Genomic DNA, 17,775 nt, shown 5'->3' with positions numbered 1-17,775 from the left:
TTGGAAAAAATGTGGCACAAAAAACCGCCCGGCCATAGCCCAGACGGCATTTTCCTTACTTTCTCTTGTCGATAAAATAGCTGTCTTCCACGTAAGCGGCCTCATAAACGCTCTTATTTTTCTTGGCGACCACAAATTTGTTGTGTTCCGTCAAGGCATCGTCCCGCAGCTTGGCCATGGCCGACTGGATGGTGAAATCGTAAGCAAGAATCGACTGCACCTTGCTCTTCTGACTTGCGCTTGCTTCCGACGTCGACTCCATCGCGGACCGTATGCCGGACACCAGGTGCTCGCGGCGTTCGGTAAAAGCGACCATATCGTCCGCATCCGCCGTATCCAACGCGGCAAGCATTTGTTTCGTCAGCCGCTCCAACTGTTCGATCAACTCATCCATGACGCACTCCGGACGCGTTGACGATTTTGGCCGCCTGGGTCCATGTTTCTTTCAGTTCGATCAAATATTGCAGCACCTCTTCGGCGGGTTCCGCATCTTTCTTGGAGTTCGCCTGAATGAGTCTGTAATTGAAATAATCATACAAGCGCAACAATTCATCGGCGATTGGCAGGGACCGGTCCAATGTAATGATGAACTCGTTGATGATTCGCTGCGTTTTGATGAGATACCGGTTCGCTTCGGCGTATTTCTTCTTCTTGATTGCTTCCGCTCCGGCCTTGCAGAACCGAATAGCACCGTCACACAACATTATAACGAGCTGCGCAGGCGTCGAAGTCTGGATGCTGTTCTCCAGATACTTGTTTTGCTGTTGGAGCATCTTGGTTCCTCCTATTGGCCGAACGCCTGTGCCAAATACCCGGACTGTGCATTGTATTTGTTGATGGCCGATTCCATCGCCTTAAATTGCGCGTAATATTTCGTTTCCAATACGGTGAGCCGCTTGTTGCCATCATCGATCTGCTTGCCGACGTCCGTCAGTTGCTTGCCGAGCACGCTGCTGTCCGTCAAAACGCCGGCGGTTCCCGACTTCGTCTTCAACTGGTTGGACACGTCGGCCAGCGAATCGTAGATCCGTTCCGCAACGCCGACATCGGCGGTGCCGTTCGTGCCGCTTCCCTTGGCGGAGAAAATGGCTCTGACGGCGTCCGGATTGTCGGCAATCGCCTTCCGCAGCTTGGTTTCATCGATATACAGCTTGCCGTTCTCATAGTACTGCCCCGTCGTAATGCCGATGGAAGCAAGCGTTTTGTAGCGGCTGTCGCCGGTATCGTCGACCTGGGCAATAATAGCCGATCTCATTTTGCTGACGACACCGCTCAGAATCGAATCGTTCTTCAGCATGCCGCTCTTCGCCTTGGATTCCCAGAGGTCGATTTCCTTCGTTTCCATTGCCTTCTTCTGTTCGTCCGTCAGCGGCTGGTAATCCCGATACTTCGGTTCGTTCAGCTTGTCGTTCAGCGCCTGCAGCATGGTGTTGTAGTCGTTGACGAAGCTCTTGATCGTATCGACCATCTTGTCCGTATCCTGCGAAATCGAAACGGTAGCGACGGAACTCGACGGCGACATAAGACTGATCTCGATGCCGTCGACCGTAAATTTGTTGGAGGACCGCGTTGTGGCGAGACCGTTGATCTCGAGCGATGCGTCGACTCCTGTCTTGTTCATATCCGTTACCCGGAATATATCCGACAGGAAACCGTCCGTATCCGTCAATTCGATCTTGGCGGCGGAGCCCGTATCCTTCGAAGTCAACGAAATTCTGCCGCTCTCTTTATCGTAGTAGGCTGTGACGTCGGTCTGCGAATTGATCCGGCTGATAACGCTGTTCAGCGAATCGGCCGTAGTGTCGACCGTAATCGTCTTGCCGTTGATATCGAAGGTATAGGAAGTTTGGCCGGCGATATCGCCTTTCAAGTTGGCGGCTTGCGTATCCAGCTTGGCCGTCGGATCGAATGCGGAAGCCGAACCGCCGACCAATCGGATGTCCTCCGCAGAGCTCGTCTGGGCCACTTCGGCCAATGTATTGACTTTGACCGTGAGCGATTTCGTGTTCGTCGAACCGGATACTTTCGCGGTTATGGAACTGCTGGCTCCCGTCACTGTCGCCAGCTTGGAAGCATAGCTGGAGTCGAGCCGCTGATTGAACAGCTTGTTGTTCCGATAGTCGTACAGGGTTGTATTCATGTCGCGATATGCGTCACGTTGCCATTCGATCGTTTGCTTCTTCTGGTACAGCTTGTCCACAGGCACACGCGCCGCCTGCATCATCTTCGCCACCATGGCGTCGATATCCATGCCGGACGACAAACCGGTAATACGGTTTACCATGTCGATCACCTCGCTTGTTCAAATTACCCGCGTTTATCCACCAGAATGCCTGCCATTTCCCACAGCTTGGCGAGCAAGTCCAAATTTTTCTCCGGGGGAATTTCGCGAATGACCTCGCCTGTATCTTTATCCAACACTTTGACCACGATCTGCTTCGTCTTCTCATGAACCGAAAAGTCAAAGGTAGTCGTCGGCCCTTGCATCGCTTTGATCGCCCGATCGATAGCGCGGATCAATTGCTCGTCGCTGATCGGAATGCGTTCCCCTTGCAATTCCGCCTTCCTCACATCGGCCACGCTGTGAATTTGCTTGGCGGCCGAATCCACCGCCAGCTTCGCCGGCTTCGGCTCTTCCTTCACGGTCATCCTGGCCGCTTCGGCTACGGGCGGAGCAGCGTATTTATTGATTGCAAAATCCGAAGCCATGAACATTCCTCCATCCGATAATTCCATTACTCATTTTATCGGAATGCCGGCCTCATTAGTTTAGCCGTCGGCAAATTTAATTTCCGCGCTCGGCCGGAACCGGCTTGTCCCTCGCGGCAATCAACGCTTCGAACACGACAAGATCGATCGGGGCGTCGATGTCGACAGAGCGTTCGCGAGGCATGACATAGGCGATCGTTTCCTCGCCCATGAACGTTCGGCTCTGCAGCAGCCACTTCCGTTCCGCCAGGCAGATGGCGCCGTTCAACGTGTACGTGTCCGGCAAGCTTTGACGCGGCAGCAGCTTGTTGCGTTCCAGCAGCGGGCTCATGCGCTGCCGCTCGTCCACCGCGTACATCCAATGAGGGCTGGCCGCCAGCTTGGTTACGGACACGCACGCTGCCGCCCCCCTGCTTTCGGTCAGTTCCAGCGCCAGGTCGATATCCTCGGACGTGCGCAACGGAGAGGTCGGCTGCAGCTGCAGGATATAGTCGTAGGCCGGCATATTATGTACGGTATGCATCACCATGTCCATGCCCGGCGTATCGTCGCGCGCCAACTCGGCCGGCCGTACGAAAGGAGCTTCGCATCCCCATTCGCGGGCGACGCCGATGATCGTTTCGTCATCGGAGGTCAAGATGAGCCGGTCAATATACCTCGAGCCTCGGGCCGCTTCGATCGTCCACGCAAGGAGCGGTTTGCCGGCGGCCATCGCAATATTTTTGCGAGGGATGCCTTTCGACCCGCCGCGCGCCGGGATGAACGCCATCACCGTTTTTCCGTTAATCATAACAATCCCTCTTTGACGTCGATGTTGGCGCGCTGGAAGTCGTCCATCCGGCCGATGTCGAGCCAATACTCGCGGATCGGATACACCGACGAATTTTTGTGCAGCGCGATCGCTTTGTCGAACAGGCTGGGCATATCGAAAAACGTATCCTTCGGCACCAGCGGCAGCAGCTCGGGGTCCAGCACATAAATGCCGCCGTTGATGAAGTAGCGCTGAATCGGCTTCTCCTCGATCCGCATGAGCCGGTGATCCTCCGCTTTGACGACGCCGTACGGAATTTGGAATTCGAATTCCCTGACGCACATCGTCGCATCGGAGCCCGTTTCAAGATGAAATTCCAGCAATTGTTCAAAATTCACCTTGGTCAGCAAATCGCCGTTCATGACCAGGATCGGCTCGTGCAGCGGCTCTTCGATCAGCCGCAGCGCACCGGCGGTGCCGAGCCGCTGATTCTCGTGAATGTAGCGGATTTGCACGCCCCAACGCGAACCGTCGCCGAAGTAGTCCTTGATCATCTCCGCCCGGTAATTGACGGACAAATAAAACCGGTAAAAGCCATTCTCGATGAAATTTTCGAGGATCGTTTCGAGAATCGGCTTGCTGCCCACTTTGAGCAGCGGCTTCGGGCAATCGTCGGTAAGCGGACTGAGGCGCGTCCCGAGCCCGCCTGCCATCAGCACGACCCAGTTCGGCTTGCGAACCAATTGCTGCAGGCGGTCCAGCAGTTCAAGCCGCACGACCCGACCGTTATCGTCGACGATCGGCAGATGCCGGCGTTTCCTGTTCTTCATGATCGCGATGATCGTTTCCCGGCTCTGCGTTTCGTATGCCGTAATCGGATTCGCATTCATGACCTTCGATACATCCGCATCCAGCGGCAACCCGCGCAAGATGCCCCGGCGAATGTCGCCGTCCGTCACCACGCCGAGCAGCACGTCGTCGCTGCCGACCACGAGGGCGATCTGCAGCGCTCCCGTATCGATGACATCGAGCGCTTGCAGGATCGTCGCCGAAGGCGCTAATGCAATTTTCCTCCAATGGTTCATCGTGCGACCTCCTTGGCCGGTACTCCCATCACTGTTGCGCCGGATGCAACGTCTTTGACGACCAACGCGCCGGCGCCGATGACGCTGCCCGTTCCGATCCGAATGCCTTGCAGCACTGTCGCTCCCGTGCCGATATGAACGGCGTCGCCGATCTGCACTTCGCCGCAGACGGTAGCGCCAGGGGCTACATGCACATGCGTGCCGACGCGCGTATTGTGATCAAGCGACGCCTTCGTATTGACGATGGAATTGGCGCCAACCACGCAGCCCGGTTGAATAATCGCTCCCGCCATCACCTGGACGCCCTCGGCCAAGGCTGCGCTGCCACTTACTGCGGCTGCCGGATGAATGACGGCGGCAAACGAATAACCGCGCTCCCGCAGCTTTTCGAACAGCAGCCGTCTGACCGTCGGAACCGCCACGGAGCCAACGCCGTTCAGCAGCGTTACTTCCTCCGGCGCGAAGTCGAACAGGGCTTCGTCCGTTCCCAGGCAAGGCAGGTCCAGCTTGCTCTCCGTTGCCGGATCGGGCAGCGTCATGCCAATCACATGCAGCCCCTGCAGGCGCGCCATTTCGACGACGACCTGCGCGTGTCCGCCGCCGCCCAGGACAATAGCGGTCCGTTTCATCGTTTGATCGGCTCGTCCGTCCGGTAGGCCCCATTCGCCCGGGTGCCGAGCAGATCGAAGAAGTGGAGCGGCGAAATGCCGTCCCCGGGACGTTTCACGGTCAAGTTGTGCGCGGTCAGCGTTTCTCCCGCTTCGATCGGTTCGGCGGCGACGATGCTTTTGCGGGCAACCGGCATGTTCTTGCGCTCCGATTCCGTCGGCGTCTTCCGGAAGGAGCCTAGCGCGGCTTCCGTTTCGCGAATCGCCTGCACCATCCGTTTCAGTTCGTCCGGCTCGAGCGAGGCGCGATGATCGGGTCCGGGCAGCTGGCGGTCCAGGGTGAAATGCTTCTCGATCACTTGCGCGCCCAGCGCCACCGCCGCAATCGGCACCGTGATGCCCATGGTGTGGTCGGAATAACCGACTTTCAGCCCGAACGCGCCGGCCAGCGTCGTCATATTGTTCAAGTGCACTTCGTCAAACGGGGTCGGGTATTCCGTCGTACAGTGCAGCAAGGCAACCTTCTCGCGCAATAGCGCTTGTCCTTGTGCCGAACCGTACGCTTGACGGAATGCCGCTGTGCCGGGCGTTCCCCCGGGTTCCCGCAAATAGCCGAACGCCACGACGCCTAGCGCGGCTTCCACTTCGCCGAGCGTAGCCATGCCGGTCGACAGGATCATCGGCTTGCCCGTTTGCGCGACTTGCAACAGCAACGGCGCGTTGGTCAGATCGCCCGAGGAAATTTTCACCGCCGGCACATCGAGCGCTTCCGTCAGCAGCCGAACACTGTCCTCGTCGAAAGGGGTAGAAAGAAACTGAATGCCGCAACGCAAGCAATGGGCCACCAATTCGCGGTGAGCTTCCATGCTCAGTTCCAGCTTCTTGATCATATCGAACTGCGATTCCGCCGCATCGGTCGTTTCGGTTTGATAGGCCGCTTTGGGAGCGTCCCGGTTAAGCAGCTTGTTCGTATTGAAGGTTTGAAACTTCACCGCGTCGGCGCCTGCTTCGCGGGCGGCCTCGATCAGCCGCTTTGCCAGGTCGAGGGATCCGTTGTGATTGACGCCCGCTTCCGCAATGACATACGTTCTGCTCATGACACGATCTCCTTTAGCAACATGAATGATTCTGCCGCCATCGTACCCGCCATCTGCCCGCGCAGCGTTGCCAGCGCCCGGAGCGATTGCTCGCTGCGCGGGAACGGGAACGGCGCCATCTCGCTTTGGAATACCCGCATGATGTCAAGCTTGCGCTCCAGATAAGGCGAAATATCGACCAGCACGTTGGCGCGGAAGCCGTTGTTGTCCGGGTTGATGCCAAACTCGGTTTCCGATAACGTTTCATACGCGAGCACCCGCTTGACCGATGGGTAGCGGAACCACTTCGTGCAGGACACCGCCGCATCGAACACTTGCTTGTGATCGGTATGCACATCGCCGCGGTAAGGGACATACACGCATTCGGGCAACACGTCGCGAAAAACGGCGCTGATCGCCTCCACCAAGTCGCCGATCGCCACGGTATCCAGCCGGGTAGCCGGGAAGCCGAGCGTGTGCGTGCCCGCAAACCCGTACATCGCCGCCACCGTGTCGATCTCGCGCTGTCTTGCGGCCCGCCGTTCGGCCGCGTTCGGCCAATGGGAAGGCATCTCCGTCACGATCAGCCAGTGCACCCGGTCTCCCGCCGCGATATGACGAAGCAATGTGCCTCCGCATCCAAGCGTTTCATCGTCGGGATGGGGGGCGACGACGATCACATTTTTTCCCATCAGTACGTCATATCCTTTATCAATAGTTTATCATCGATGGCGATGCCCGCCAATATTTCGGCGATTGTTGTCGAACTGTTGCCGTCGCCGTACGGATTGCGACAAGCAGCGACTTCGGCGCGATAACCGCTGTCGAAGACCGCCCGCTGCACGGCCTGTACGATCTGTTCCCGGTCGTGCGGGACGAAAGCGACATTCTCCGCGTGCAGCCGCCCTTTCTGGCGGTTGCCGACGTTGATGACCGGCAGCTTCAGCAGCGGCGCTTCGAGGATGCCCGCGCTGGAATTGCCGAGCATGCAGGACGCCCTCCGCATCAGGTTGACGAACTCGAGCCGGGGGATGTTGCGAGCGGTATACAGGAATGGCAAGTCGGCGAATTCGCCGATCGCCCGCATGAGCTGCTGGCTTCCGGCGTCGGAATTCGGGTAGCTGAGCACCGTCTTGATCCCGAGCCGCCTCACCGCTTCCATCGTCTCTTTCATCTGGTCGTAGGCGTATTCGATCTCCGTCGAAATGACGTGCTGGATCAGCATCACCAGCGGCTCGCCTTCGGCAATCTCGAAGCCAAGCCGCTCCGACAGTTCCGCATCGCTCAGGGAGGGAACGCTCAAGAGGCGATCGAGACCCGGATTCCCGGTATTGAATACCCGGAACGGCTGCTCCCCCAGGCCAAGCACGCGTTCGGCGCTCTCCTGATTGGTGACGAAATGGAGATGCGCCAGCTTCGTCACCGCATGCCGCACCTGATCGTCGACGTTGCCGACGACACGATCGCCGCCGGCCACATGCGCCACCGGAATGTTCAAATAGGCGCCAACGAGCGCCGTTGTCATGGCTTCTTCGCGATCGCCGAGAACGAGCAGGAAGTCCGGACGAACGCGGCATGCCGTCTGCACCATCCCTTGCAGTTGAATCGCCAGCCCCTTCACCCGCGATGCGTCGCGGTCGCCGTTAATCAGGCTTTCGATTTCGTCGGCGATGACGAACCCGTCCCGCTTGATTTCTTCGACCGTCAGCCCGTACGTGGGCGACAAATGCGCGCCGGTGACGATCAACTCCAGCTCGAGAGCCGGGTGCTCTTTAATCGCGGCAAAGACCGAAGACATGATGTCGTATTCCGAACGGATGCCCGTGACGCCAAGCACCTTGCGTTTGTTGTTCATGTGGTTCAACCCGCCTCGTTCCGATTGATGGCCCTGATGAAAGCAAAGCCCGCCGCCTTGGCGAACTGCTCGTCGACATCCCGGTCGCCGATGTAGACGACTTCTCCCGGTTGGATGCGGCCTTGCGAGAACAGTTCGATAGCGTCGAGCAGCTTGGTGGACGGCTTCTGGCAATCCGCTCCGTAGCAGCCGGATATCGCCGTATTGCCCGGCGCGATCCAGCGGGACAACTGCAAGGCGTCGATCTTGGCCTGCTGCAGGGCAGCCTGGCCGTCCGTGACAAGAAACAACGCGTAGTTCCCGGCTGCGTCATCCAGCCATTTGGCCGTCGTGTCGGCCAACCGGAGCATGGGGCGAAACTGCCGGAACAATTGCACGCAATGGCGAATCCATTCTGTGCTTTCCTCCCGCCCTCCGCTGCCGAAACGTTGGATCGCTTCGCTGAAAATGTACGGATACGAGCTGCCTTTCTCCCGCCATCGCTGCAGCATCCACGCATAAAGCGCTTCCGCTTCGCACGACAGCTCCCCCGCCAAATACAAACTGATCGGCCGGTATACCTGCGCGATAAAATCCGCTTCGTCGTAAAGCGTGCCGTCCATATCAAGTCCGATCGCCTTGACGGCCTGCCAGTCCGGCTCAGGGGATAAAAACTTCATGATAATACCTCATCATCTTCATGCCGTATTGAATCGGCTTCGGTTCGATCGGTTGTCCGTCCGTCAAATGGCGGACGATCGCGCCAATCCAGTTCTCCGTCGCGGCGAATCCGAGCGCCATGCCTCCCGCGATGCGGGGGTTGATTTCGACGAATCGCACTTCTCCTTTGTCATTCAGGAAACATTGCATGTTGACCGGCCCGATGAACGGCAGCTTCGCGCAGATGGCGCGGACCCATCGCTCGATCTCCGGCTGACGGACGACAACGCCGCCGGTCGACTTCCCTTCGCGCACCTTGAGACGCTTGCGCGGCACAATGTACTGCGGCACGGCATGCTTGTCGCATAGCACATCGACGGTGTATTCCTCGCCGGTCAGCAACTCCTGCGAAATCATCCCGTTCATGTCGACCGCTTCCGCCGTCACCTTCACGCCAACGGCGCCGCGCCCTTCGCGCGGCTTGACGAGCGGGTAGCGCTGCTCCAGGCTCGTGGCCGGCGTCGGAATGCCATGACGGACAAAAAACTGATACGTCTCCCATTTGTCCTGGCATACCGCGATCGTCGCGGGATCGGAAAGTACAACGCGGATGCCTTGTTCGCGAAACGACTCCTTGCGTTCGCTCCAGCCAAGCAACATTTCGTCGAAGGAGGGGATCACGACGTCAACACGGTGCAACGCAAGCAGTTGCCCGACTTTCTCCCATAGCGCGGGATCGTTCTTGAACGGCATCCTGATAAAGTCGTCGGCCAAATAACGGCCGGCGTTCTCTTCGTCGACATCGGACGCCAAGGCGGAATAGCCGGCCTGCTGGATGGAGCGGATCAGATAGCCGGACGTCAGGCTGCCGGAAGCCTCTGTCAATACGTTCATGGGGTTCCTCCGTCTTCCCTCCGCCGCTGCCGTTACCGGAGCGCGCCGACGATCAAACGATTCACTTCGTCATGGTTCAGATCGAGCCGGTTATGAAAAAATCCGGCAATATTGTCCAGATTGCTGGTCGGCCGACGTACGACGTCGCCAGACTGTTTCGTCTGTACGACGATCGCCCCCGGAAAATGCGCATTCACGACTTCCTGCACCTGCTGCCAATCCACGACATACGGAACTTCATCCGGATTGAAAATATAGTCGAAGCAGCGGTACGTTCCGCCGGCTTCGCTTCTTCCTTCCACCCGCTCGCCCAACATCAAGGCGATATATTGCGATACAAAGTCGTAGCCGAAGCAATGCGGCGCCATGTGCGTTTCGAAATAGTCGCCGGCAATGCAAAAGTCCAGTTCGATTATTTCCACTTTATCTTCTGTTGCGATACAGTCGATCTTCATGACCGCATCCGTCAACCCGTACGCTTCGACCAGCCGGATAACCAAATTTTCCACCCATTCGGGCTGTTCGAAAACGGGCACAAGCCGGGCGGTAAAAACGGTTTGGTACAAATTCAGTTTTTCAATCGCCGCCGCAAACCGAATTTGTCCTTCCTGTACCAGCACTTGCAGCCGGTACTCGCGCCCGTCCAGCCATTCCTGCACGATAACGTCAAGGCCTTGCGCGATGTCCGGATGCCGGCTCAACTGGGCGCCCTCACAGACGGTGATCCCTTTGCTGGAAACGCCGCGAACCGGCTTGACGATATACGTCGCATCCCGTTCGATTGCGGCGTTGCCGGCCGCTATTTCCGCTCCTGCCCATTCCTTCATGCCGCTGAGTTCGGCAAGTTCGAGCGATTGGCGAAGATAACGCTTGTTCTCATTCAACTCGAAAAACAAATCCGGCAACCGGGCCGGCAACCGGAAGCGAGCCGCGATCTTCTGTTGTGTCGTGAGCGCCTTCCCGAAGGAGAAGCAGCAGACAGCGGCCGGCCGACACGCCAGCTCTTCCAGCCAATCGATCGCCCGATCGAAATCCCACGTGCTGATCGCGGCAAACGAGGAACAGTACGGCTTGCCGACTGCATCGGGATTCAGGTCGAAGCCGATGACGCGATGCCCCATCTCCCGAAGCTTGCGAATCAACGGCAACTGATTAACGCCTGCGCCAACGGAAACAACATCCCCCATGGCGGATTATTTGGTCGCAGCGATCAGCCAATGCGCGGTTTTGTTGGCCAATTTGCCCATCGGTTCGATCGTGCGATGCCCCATCGTAATATCGGAGAACGAGCGGAAAAATCCGCGTACGCCGGCTTCATCCCAGAAATACATCAGCGTGTATTTCGGCGTTTTGGTGTCTTCGTCAAAATATTCGACTTTGTATCGGTTCGGCTCTACTTCGATTCCTTTTTCCGCGCGAGTGTCAACGGAGGAACGCAGGGTGCACAGCAATTTGCCGCCTGGCTTCAGGATGCGGCTTACTTCGGACAACACCTTGGCTTGGTCCTCATTCGTCAGATAGTGAAACAATCCCCAGACGATCGCAATATCGAACGACTGGCTTTCATGCTGGATATCCTGTGCCAGAATATTGGCAAAATTAACGTTGCTGATGCCGCGACGCGCCGCCTTTTCCGTAGCGAAGGCGATCGATGCGGAAGAACTGTCGATTCCGTGAGCCTCCAGCCCCATCTCGGCCATCAGGAACGTATGCCGGCCGGCGCCGCATGCGACGTCAATGCCGCGCTTCAAGCTGTCTTTATTGCGCACCAGGTACGTCACGACCGCTTCATCCGGGTATTGCAGCAAGCTTCTTCCTTCCGAATAAACGGCATTCCAGGTTTCCACGTTAATATTGGTCGACATAAGATTCCCTGCTTTCTGAGTTTAATTGGTTGTGTGCGATGCCATCAACTGCGGACTGCTCGGGATATTCACGACTCGTGCGGCCAACGATTCCGCGGTTTCCAGCGGCATGCGCGGACAATGGTCGTACATCGGCAGTCGATGCAACGGTTCCCACAGCGGCCGCGACATCAAGCCGGCGTCGTTCAGCATGCGCAGCAATTCGTCGCGGTGTGCCGCCAATGGCCTGTCAAGCACCAGGGCGTTCAGCCAGTAGTTGCTCCTGGCATAGTTCGGCTCCTCCAGAAAAGAAATTCCCGCCAGGGGACGGAGAGCCTCGCGATATCGATCCGCCAATTGCCGCTTCTGGTCCAGGAAACGGGGCAGTTGCTCCAACTGTGCGCATCCGAGCGCCGCATTCAGATTGGGCAAACGATAATTGTACCCGACGCGGTCGTGAATGAACGCCCATTCATGCGGCACTTTTGCGGTGGTTGTCAAATGCCTGGCTTCGCGGGCCAAGAACTCGTCATTCGTTAGAATCGCGCCGCCGCCGCCGGTAGTAATCACTTTATTGCCGTTAAAGCTGAGCGCCGCCAGTTTCCCGAAATTGCCCGTGTGTACCCCTTTGTAGGAAGAACCGAGCGACTCGGCGGCATCTTCGATCAATTCGAGGTTGTAGGTATCGCATATGGCCAGCAGCGGGTCCAGGTCAACGGGATGGCCAAAGGTATGCATCGGCACAAGCGCCTTGATCTTGCGGCCGGTCAGCCTGTTCCGGCATTCGCCTTGCTCCACGATCGCAATTTCGGTCAGATAGCGCTCCAGCTTCGCGGCATCGATGCCCAGCGACCGTTCTTCGCTATCGACAAAGTGCGGTATCGCCCCGCAATAAGCAACCGCATTGGCCGTAGCGACAAAGGAAAGCGAGGGGATCAGCACCTCGTCCCCGGTCTCGACGCCGGCTAGCAGCAAACAAATTTGCAGCGCCGCCGTCCCGTTAACGACCGGGATCGCGTATTTTGCGCCCGTGTATGCAGCCAACTCCTGTCCGAACCGGGTCACATACTCACCTACGGACGACACCCACCCCGTATCCAGACAAGACTTGACGTACTCCCACTCGTTCCCGGCAAAATATGGCTCATGCAGCGGTGTAAACGGCTTGCGGTCCGGCAATACCTGTTCGATGGCCGCCCGTACCGACTCCATCCATGCCGTTTGGTTCATATATTGTAAACCTCGGGCCGGTAGAGGCGCATGTTGTCTTCGGCAGAGAACCAGTCGATTGTCGCCCTCAGCCCTCTCCTGAGCCCGTCGATGCCTGCATACTTCGGTTCCCAGCCGAGCAACTGCTTCGCTTTCGCATTGTCGGCCCACAATCGTTCTACTTCACTCTTCTCGGGGCGCATCCGCTCTTCATCCGCCACGATTTCGAGCTCTTGGCCCATCAGTTCGGCGATCAGCGCGGCCGTTTCGCCGATCGAAATTTCGTAGTTGCTGCCGATATTGATGACCTCTCCCACGGATTGCTCCGCATTCATCACCTGAATAAATCCGTCCACCGTATCGTCAACGTAGTTAAAATCTCTTGTCGGGTGCAAGGAGCCCAGTTTAATCGACTTGAACTGTCTGTTTAACTGAGTAATGATCGTGGGAATAACGGCGCGAGCCGATTGCCTCGGTCCGTAGGTGTTGAACGGACGAACGATCGACACCGGCGTCCGAAAAGAGCTGTAAAAGGACATCGCGATTTGGTCCGCGCCAATTTTCGAGGCGGAATACGGCGATTGTCCCTGCAGCGGATGGCGTTCGTCAATCGGCACATACTGCGCGGTGCCATACACTTCGCTGGTCGAGGTGTGGACGACCTTCGCAACCTCCAGCTCCCTGGCCGCTTGCACCACATTGAGCGTCCCTTTGACGTTCGTATCGACGTAAGTATCAGGGGAGTGATACGAATACGGAATGGCGATCAGAGCCGCCAGATGGAGCACAACGTCGCAGCCTTTCATCGCATGCTTCACGCCGTACGGATCGCGAATATCCCCAGCAAAAATTTCCATCTCGCTGACGATTTCTTTCGGACTGCTGTCCAGCCAGCCTCGGGAATTGAACGAGTTGTACAGCACGAATGCCCGCACGTCATGGCCGCTCCGCACGAGTGCCTCCGCAAGATGCGAACCGATGAATCCGTCGGCACCGGTAACCAGTATTTTGCCCCGTCTCATGGTTTAGCACGACTCCTTCTGTTCAACCAGCTTCATCTTCCTTCAGAAAACACTCCAGTCGCGAATCGGACAGAACGTCGCCGAGAAACTTTTCGACCTCGAGGAACAGCTTTTTGATTTCACTCGTCATTGTCACACGGTCTTCATTGGAATGGACGGCATTGTCCAATTGATATTCAAAAATATTGTTCATCTTCTGAACCGTAAACGAAAACTGCGCCAAAAATACGTTTTCGAGCAACGGATTTTTCCTGACGCGCTTCAGCGCCCGCAACGTTTTCTTCAAATCATCGAACGATACGACGCGTTCCTTGATATAGCTGAGCCGCTTGTTCGTTCGCTTCATCAATTCGGACAACCGCTTGAACTCGTCTACTATTTCGTGTATATGCTTAATCCCTTCAGCGGACGCAAGTTTCGGCTTCAGGACAATGTGCTGCTCCTCACGCGGCGGCAATTCCGGCAACTCCTCGACCGGCAAGTATGGAACGCCTTCAATCTTGGCGCCATGCTTGGACAAATTGTACAATTGCATCTTCGCTTTATCGATTTGGCGCACCATGCCGACAAACGTTTGCAAAAACGTGTTCAATCCGTAAGTCGTTCCCACCATCTCACCGGAGTTGCTTTCTACCTGCAACGAGATTTTTTGCTTTCCGCTGGTATCGGTCTGGTGAACCCCATCGGCATAATATTTGCCGCCAACAAGCGCCAAGTCCTGTCCGATCAGGTAAACCGTTTCAAACCCCAAATATTGAATGACCTGCAGTGTAAAAATAGCAACCGACGGAGCAGACGGGAAAATGGGCAAATCGGGAATGGCGAGCTTCGTTACATCGTCGACGAAACATCCGACCGCAATCGCCGTACCCTGATGTTCGCGTAATATATTGGAATTAAGAATCGGTTGGTAGATGAGAGGACCCTGAAAGCCCGTATCTTTGAAGTGCGATTCATAGTTAATAATACTGGAGTCCAAGCTTACGGCGTAATCGGGGGTGATGCCGTTGTTGAGCAACCCGTTCAAAGCGGACCCCGCCGCAAAAATATAAGCCGACTGCTGCAGTCGCTTCACCGTCTCGATATTTTCCTTCAAAGACGGCCCCGCCGCGGCCAGCACCGCTTTCTGTCCGGCGAACTTGCCTTTCAACTCGCTGATTAACGTTAATCCCGCCGTGTACTCCAGGTTCAGCAGCGGTTCCACGATCCAGTCCTTGCGGAACTTCTTCTGCGTATTTTGGTTAATGATCGACATTTTGGAGCTTTCGCTCAGCCTGGCGATCGTATCTTTTAAATATTGCGTTTGCGTTTTATCGTAATGCGGATGGAGGATAACCTCGAATTCGACGCCCCCGAATTTCTCGATCATCGAACGAAATTTCATGGTAGACGTAGACAAGTCGCGCAAATATTCGAAGGCGACTTTTTTGTTCGCGGCAAGAAGTGCCTTTAGTTCATCGTCAAACTCCAGTTCCTGGAACGGTTCGATCACGTACAAATAAACGAAGGCGCTTTCCATTCTCAGCCACTCTTTAAGCAGCGCCCCGTTTCCTGTCCCCACCAGTGCAAAAAACTTCTTCTTGTCCAGATAAGGCTTCAGAAACCGCTGCGCTTCCCTTGCGGGCGAATAAAGCGAGTTGAGCGGTACGGTCTTCCCGTCCGGCTCCGTATATACATACACCTTCTCGCCGGAATCCGATAGCTGCTCCGTTATGGTGTACCCGGTCAGTTGATTTTCCATTGTTCCAATGACTCCCTTATCCGAAGTAGCAAAGGCAGACATTCGAATTCAAACAGGTCGATTATGTAGCTGGAGTTGTCCAATTCGATTTGTTGCAGCGCGCGCTCGGACAAGATCTTGATTCGCTCCGCGGACACGTTCGTAATGCCAAAATATTGCGTCACACTTTCGATATATTGAAGGGATTCGATCATTTCCGCGAAGGCTTGATAAATAATGCCGGCGTTCGTCTCCTCCACCAGTTCTCCAATTCGGATTTGCGCATGATCGATGTACTCGATCAAGGACGCAATAGTTTCCCTTTCGAGCTCTTGCACTTGCTTCACTTGAAAGGTTGCAATATCATGCTCGTTCAACCAATCGCGGATTTGCTCTTCATCGAGCGCCTCGCCTTCTTCATTGGTCACAATGACCTGTTCATCTCTCGCATATTGGCGGATCATCGCCAAAGTATCTTCCATATTCGACTTTCTGGAAAATGATTGCTCGCCAATCCTGATCACTGCAGTCACCTCAGTCCGTTATAATAATTATAGATAGCCCGTATCGGGCTATCTATAATTATAAACCATGTGAAACTGTTCTTTCATTGCCAATTATTAACGGAGAAGCTGGAGAACGCCTTGCGGTTGTTGATTCGCTTGCGCAAGCATCGCCTGAGCCGCTTGGGTAAGAATGTTGTTTCTGGTGAAGTTCATCATTTCTTTCGCCATATCCACGTCACGAATACGCGATTCGGCGGCAGTCAAGTTCTCGGAAGCCGTTCCCAGGTTGTTGATCGTGTGCTCCAGACGGTTCTGGATCGCACCGAGGGAAGCACGCTGCGACGAAACTTGGCTGATTGCCTTGTCGAGCACGGAGATTGCCGAGTTGGCGCCGGTTTGACCGGAAATGCTGATGCCGCTGATACCCAGAGCGGAAGCCGCCATGCTGGTGATCGATACGGACAGGTTCTGGCTGATGTTCGCACCGATGTGGATCAGCTTGCCTGTGAACGTACCGGCAAGCAAGGTTTGCGTATTGAACTCGGTGTTCTTCGCGACACGGTTGATTTCTTCAACCAGCGCGTTAACTTCCTTCTGCAGCTCGGCGCGGTCTTCGTTCGTGTTCGTGTCGTTCGCCGACTGAACAGCGAGTTCGCGCATACGTTGCAGAATCGAGTGAACTTCGTTCAACGCGCCTTCAGCCGTTTGGATCAGGGAGATACCGTCTTGCGCGTTCTTCGAAGCCATTTCCAGACCGCGAATTTGGCCGCGCATTTTCTCGGAAATCGCCAAGCCTGCAGCGTCGTCGCCAGCGCGGTTGATCCGCAGGCCGGACGACAGTTTCTCCAGCGATTTCGAAGAGTCGAGCGAGTTCATGGACAATGCGCGATGCGTGTTCAGTGCAGCGATGTTGTGGTTAATTCTCATGTCAATTCTTCCTCCTTGAAGTTGTGTTTTCCACATCCGTGTGGACATAGTATTACTATTCCGCAGGTCGGCCGCCCTGCAAAATAGTGTCTAGTATCTTTATCGTAATCCGTTTGCGAGAAATGAAGAGGGAAATTATTTTTTTTCGCGAGATTTCGCGGAATTTCCGCATCATTTTGACGGTTGAAGCAACCCAAATCACAAAAATCGTTTTATTTGGATTTTTTTCGCAGCATGTCGCTCAACCGGCCCGAATTTTGCGCCGATTGCGATGCCTCCACATTCGTTTGACGGATGCTGTCGTAGATTTCCTTGCGATACACTTCGACATCTTTCGGGGCGCTGATGCCTATTTTGATCGTGTCGCCGTCCACGCTTAGCACCGTAAGCTCGACCTGATCGCCGATCATAATGGACTCGCCTTTCTTGCGTGCCAATACCAGCATGCCGCTCCCCCTCTCTTATACCGTCGTCGCCTCTTGATTCGACAGGCCTGTTAACGGATGTTTCGTTTTGTACGCCGACTGGTGCAGAATGATCTGTCTTCCTTTTTTTGCATCGATGTTCAGCACAATCGGGGCCAGCAAATTGATCGTCGCTTCCTGTCGGTCTCCCACGCTGACGATGCACCAGACGGCGATCGCGGAATCCGATCCGATCAGCAGTTCGTCCTTGACGGCTTGGCTGAGATCGAATTGGTAATCCGGGAACAACAGGAACGGGTTCATCACAATAAACGAGATGCTGGCATCCTCCGTCGATTGCATGAAGCAGAATGGAAGCTCGCGATCCGGCTGAATGACAAGATAGCGCTGCAGTTCTTCGAAACCGGGCACGCCCTGTTCAAACGAATAGACGTCTTCCTCCCCGTACTCCACAGCCCCCAAGCTTAGCGTTTCCAATTTCACGGTCGATCCTCTCCCGTCCATC

Annotated in this window: 21 protein-coding genes; all 21 read right to left on the bottom strand. The window is 55.8% G+C overall.

All coding sequences use genetic code 11. From position 1 onward, the window contains the following. Window positions 1–55: 55 nt before the first annotated feature. The 21 genes from EXY20_RS14405 to fliW all read right to left on the bottom strand — a co-directional run bounded on the left by EXY20_RS14405 (window position 56) and on the right by fliW (window position 17,753). Window positions 56–394, bottom strand: a complete 339-nt coding sequence (locus tag EXY20_RS14405; protein WP_135552197.1) for a hypothetical protein — start codon at window positions 392–394, stop codon at window positions 56–58. Then, window positions 387–773, bottom strand: coding sequence for a flagellar export chaperone FliS (gene fliS, locus EXY20_RS14400; RefSeq protein ID WP_135552195.1), 387 nt, complete (start codon window positions 771–773; stop codon window positions 387–389). Before fliS ends, EXY20_RS14405 begins: the two co-directional genes overlap by 8 nt. Before the next feature lie 11 nt (window positions 774–784). Then, the gene (gene fliD, locus EXY20_RS14395; protein WP_135552193.1) at window positions 785–2,284 is read right to left on the bottom strand and encodes a flagellar filament capping protein FliD; all 1,500 of its coding nucleotides are present in this window, start codon (window positions 2,282–2,284) and stop codon (window positions 785–787) included. A gap of 23 nt (window positions 2,285–2,307) precedes the next feature. Next, window positions 2,308–2,709: a flagellar protein FlaG gene (locus tag EXY20_RS14390; protein WP_235885893.1), complete on the bottom strand. Its 402-nt coding sequence runs from the start codon at window positions 2,707–2,709 to the stop codon at window positions 2,308–2,310. A gap of 76 nt (window positions 2,710–2,785) precedes the next feature. Further along, on the bottom strand, window positions 2,786–3,499 hold the full coding sequence (locus tag EXY20_RS14385; RefSeq protein ID WP_135552191.1) for an acylneuraminate cytidylyltransferase family protein: 714 nt from the start codon (window positions 3,497–3,499) through the stop codon (window positions 2,786–2,788). Further along, window positions 3,496–4,545: a nucleotidyltransferase family protein gene (locus tag EXY20_RS14380; protein ID WP_135552189.1), complete on the bottom strand. Its 1,050-nt coding sequence runs from the start codon at window positions 4,543–4,545 to the stop codon at window positions 3,496–3,498. Before EXY20_RS14380 ends, EXY20_RS14385 begins: the two co-directional genes overlap by 4 nt. After that, a complete protein-coding gene (locus EXY20_RS14375) occupies window positions 4,542–5,174 on the bottom strand; it encodes an acetyltransferase (protein ID WP_135552187.1) in 633 nt (210 codons plus the stop codon). The genes EXY20_RS14380 and EXY20_RS14375 overlap by 4 nt, the downstream gene beginning before the upstream one ends. Beyond that, the gene (gene neuB / locus EXY20_RS14370; RefSeq protein ID WP_135552185.1) at window positions 5,171–6,250 is read right to left on the bottom strand and encodes an N-acetylneuraminate synthase; all 1,080 of its coding nucleotides are present in this window, start codon (window positions 6,248–6,250) and stop codon (window positions 5,171–5,173) included. The genes EXY20_RS14375 and neuB overlap by 4 nt, the downstream gene beginning before the upstream one ends. After that, a complete protein-coding gene (locus EXY20_RS14365) occupies window positions 6,247–6,921 on the bottom strand; it encodes a PIG-L deacetylase family protein (protein ID WP_135552183.1) in 675 nt (224 codons plus the stop codon). The genes neuB and EXY20_RS14365 overlap by 4 nt, the downstream gene beginning before the upstream one ends. Then, the gene (gene neuC, locus EXY20_RS14360; RefSeq protein WP_135552181.1) at window positions 6,921–8,084 is read right to left on the bottom strand and encodes a UDP-N-acetylglucosamine 2-epimerase; all 1,164 of its coding nucleotides are present in this window, start codon (window positions 8,082–8,084) and stop codon (window positions 6,921–6,923) included. The genes EXY20_RS14365 and neuC overlap by 1 nt, the downstream gene beginning before the upstream one ends. 5 nt (window positions 8,085–8,089) lie before the next feature. Beyond that, on the bottom strand, window positions 8,090–8,743 hold the full coding sequence (locus EXY20_RS14355) for an HAD family hydrolase (RefSeq protein WP_135552179.1): 654 nt from the start codon (window positions 8,741–8,743) through the stop codon (window positions 8,090–8,092). Further along, on the bottom strand, window positions 8,724–9,617 hold the full coding sequence (locus tag EXY20_RS14350) for an ATP-grasp domain-containing protein (RefSeq protein WP_135552176.1): 894 nt from the start codon (window positions 9,615–9,617) through the stop codon (window positions 8,724–8,726). Before EXY20_RS14350 ends, EXY20_RS14355 begins: the two co-directional genes overlap by 20 nt. Before the next feature lie 32 nt (window positions 9,618–9,649). Beyond that, window positions 9,650–10,765 (bottom strand): ATP-grasp domain-containing protein, encoded by a 1,116-nt coding sequence (locus EXY20_RS14345; RefSeq protein ID WP_167859220.1) that lies wholly within the window; start codon window positions 10,763–10,765, stop codon window positions 9,650–9,652. Window positions 10,766–10,810: 45 nt separating this feature from the next. After that, entirely contained in the window at window positions 10,811–11,482 is a 672-nt protein-coding gene (locus tag EXY20_RS14340; protein WP_135552172.1) for a class I SAM-dependent methyltransferase, read from the bottom strand. A 21-nt stretch (window positions 11,483–11,503) separates the two neighbouring features. Continuing rightward, complete coding sequence (locus tag EXY20_RS14335) at window positions 11,504–12,691, bottom strand: LegC family aminotransferase (RefSeq protein ID WP_135552170.1); 1,188 nt, start codon at window positions 12,689–12,691, stop codon at window positions 11,504–11,506. After that, window positions 12,688–13,692, bottom strand: coding sequence for an NAD-dependent 4,6-dehydratase LegB (locus EXY20_RS14330; RefSeq protein WP_135552168.1), 1,005 nt, complete (start codon window positions 13,690–13,692; stop codon window positions 12,688–12,690). Before EXY20_RS14330 ends, EXY20_RS14335 begins: the two co-directional genes overlap by 4 nt. Window positions 13,693–13,714: 22 nt before the next feature. Further along, complete coding sequence (locus EXY20_RS14325; RefSeq protein WP_167859219.1) at window positions 13,715–15,433, bottom strand: motility associated factor glycosyltransferase family protein; 1,719 nt, start codon at window positions 15,431–15,433, stop codon at window positions 13,715–13,717. Further along, window positions 15,418–15,894: a hypothetical protein gene (locus tag EXY20_RS14320; RefSeq protein ID WP_135552164.1), complete on the bottom strand. Its 477-nt coding sequence runs from the start codon at window positions 15,892–15,894 to the stop codon at window positions 15,418–15,420. The genes EXY20_RS14325 and EXY20_RS14320 overlap by 16 nt, the downstream gene beginning before the upstream one ends. A gap of 138 nt (window positions 15,895–16,032) precedes the next feature. Continuing rightward, window positions 16,033–16,845: a flagellin N-terminal helical domain-containing protein gene (locus EXY20_RS14315; RefSeq protein WP_135552162.1), complete on the bottom strand. Its 813-nt coding sequence runs from the start codon at window positions 16,843–16,845 to the stop codon at window positions 16,033–16,035. A gap of 212 nt (window positions 16,846–17,057) precedes the next feature. Continuing rightward, the gene (gene csrA / locus EXY20_RS14310; protein ID WP_135552160.1) at window positions 17,058–17,291 is read right to left on the bottom strand and encodes a carbon storage regulator CsrA; all 234 of its coding nucleotides are present in this window, start codon (window positions 17,289–17,291) and stop codon (window positions 17,058–17,060) included. A 15-nt stretch (window positions 17,292–17,306) separates the two neighbouring features. Further along, complete coding sequence (gene fliW, locus EXY20_RS14305; RefSeq protein WP_167859218.1) at window positions 17,307–17,753, bottom strand: flagellar assembly protein FliW; 447 nt, start codon at window positions 17,751–17,753, stop codon at window positions 17,307–17,309. Window positions 17,754–17,775 lie beyond the last annotated feature (22 nt).

This window comes from Paenibacillus cymbidii (assembly GCF_004764705.1).
In the GTDB taxonomy this organism is placed as follows: Bacteria; Bacillota; Bacilli; order Paenibacillales; family NBRC-103111; genus Paenibacillus_AN; species Paenibacillus_AN cymbidii.
The sequence above is the reverse complement of the archived record's forward strand: the minus strand, read 5'-3'. Positions and strand labels throughout refer to the sequence as shown.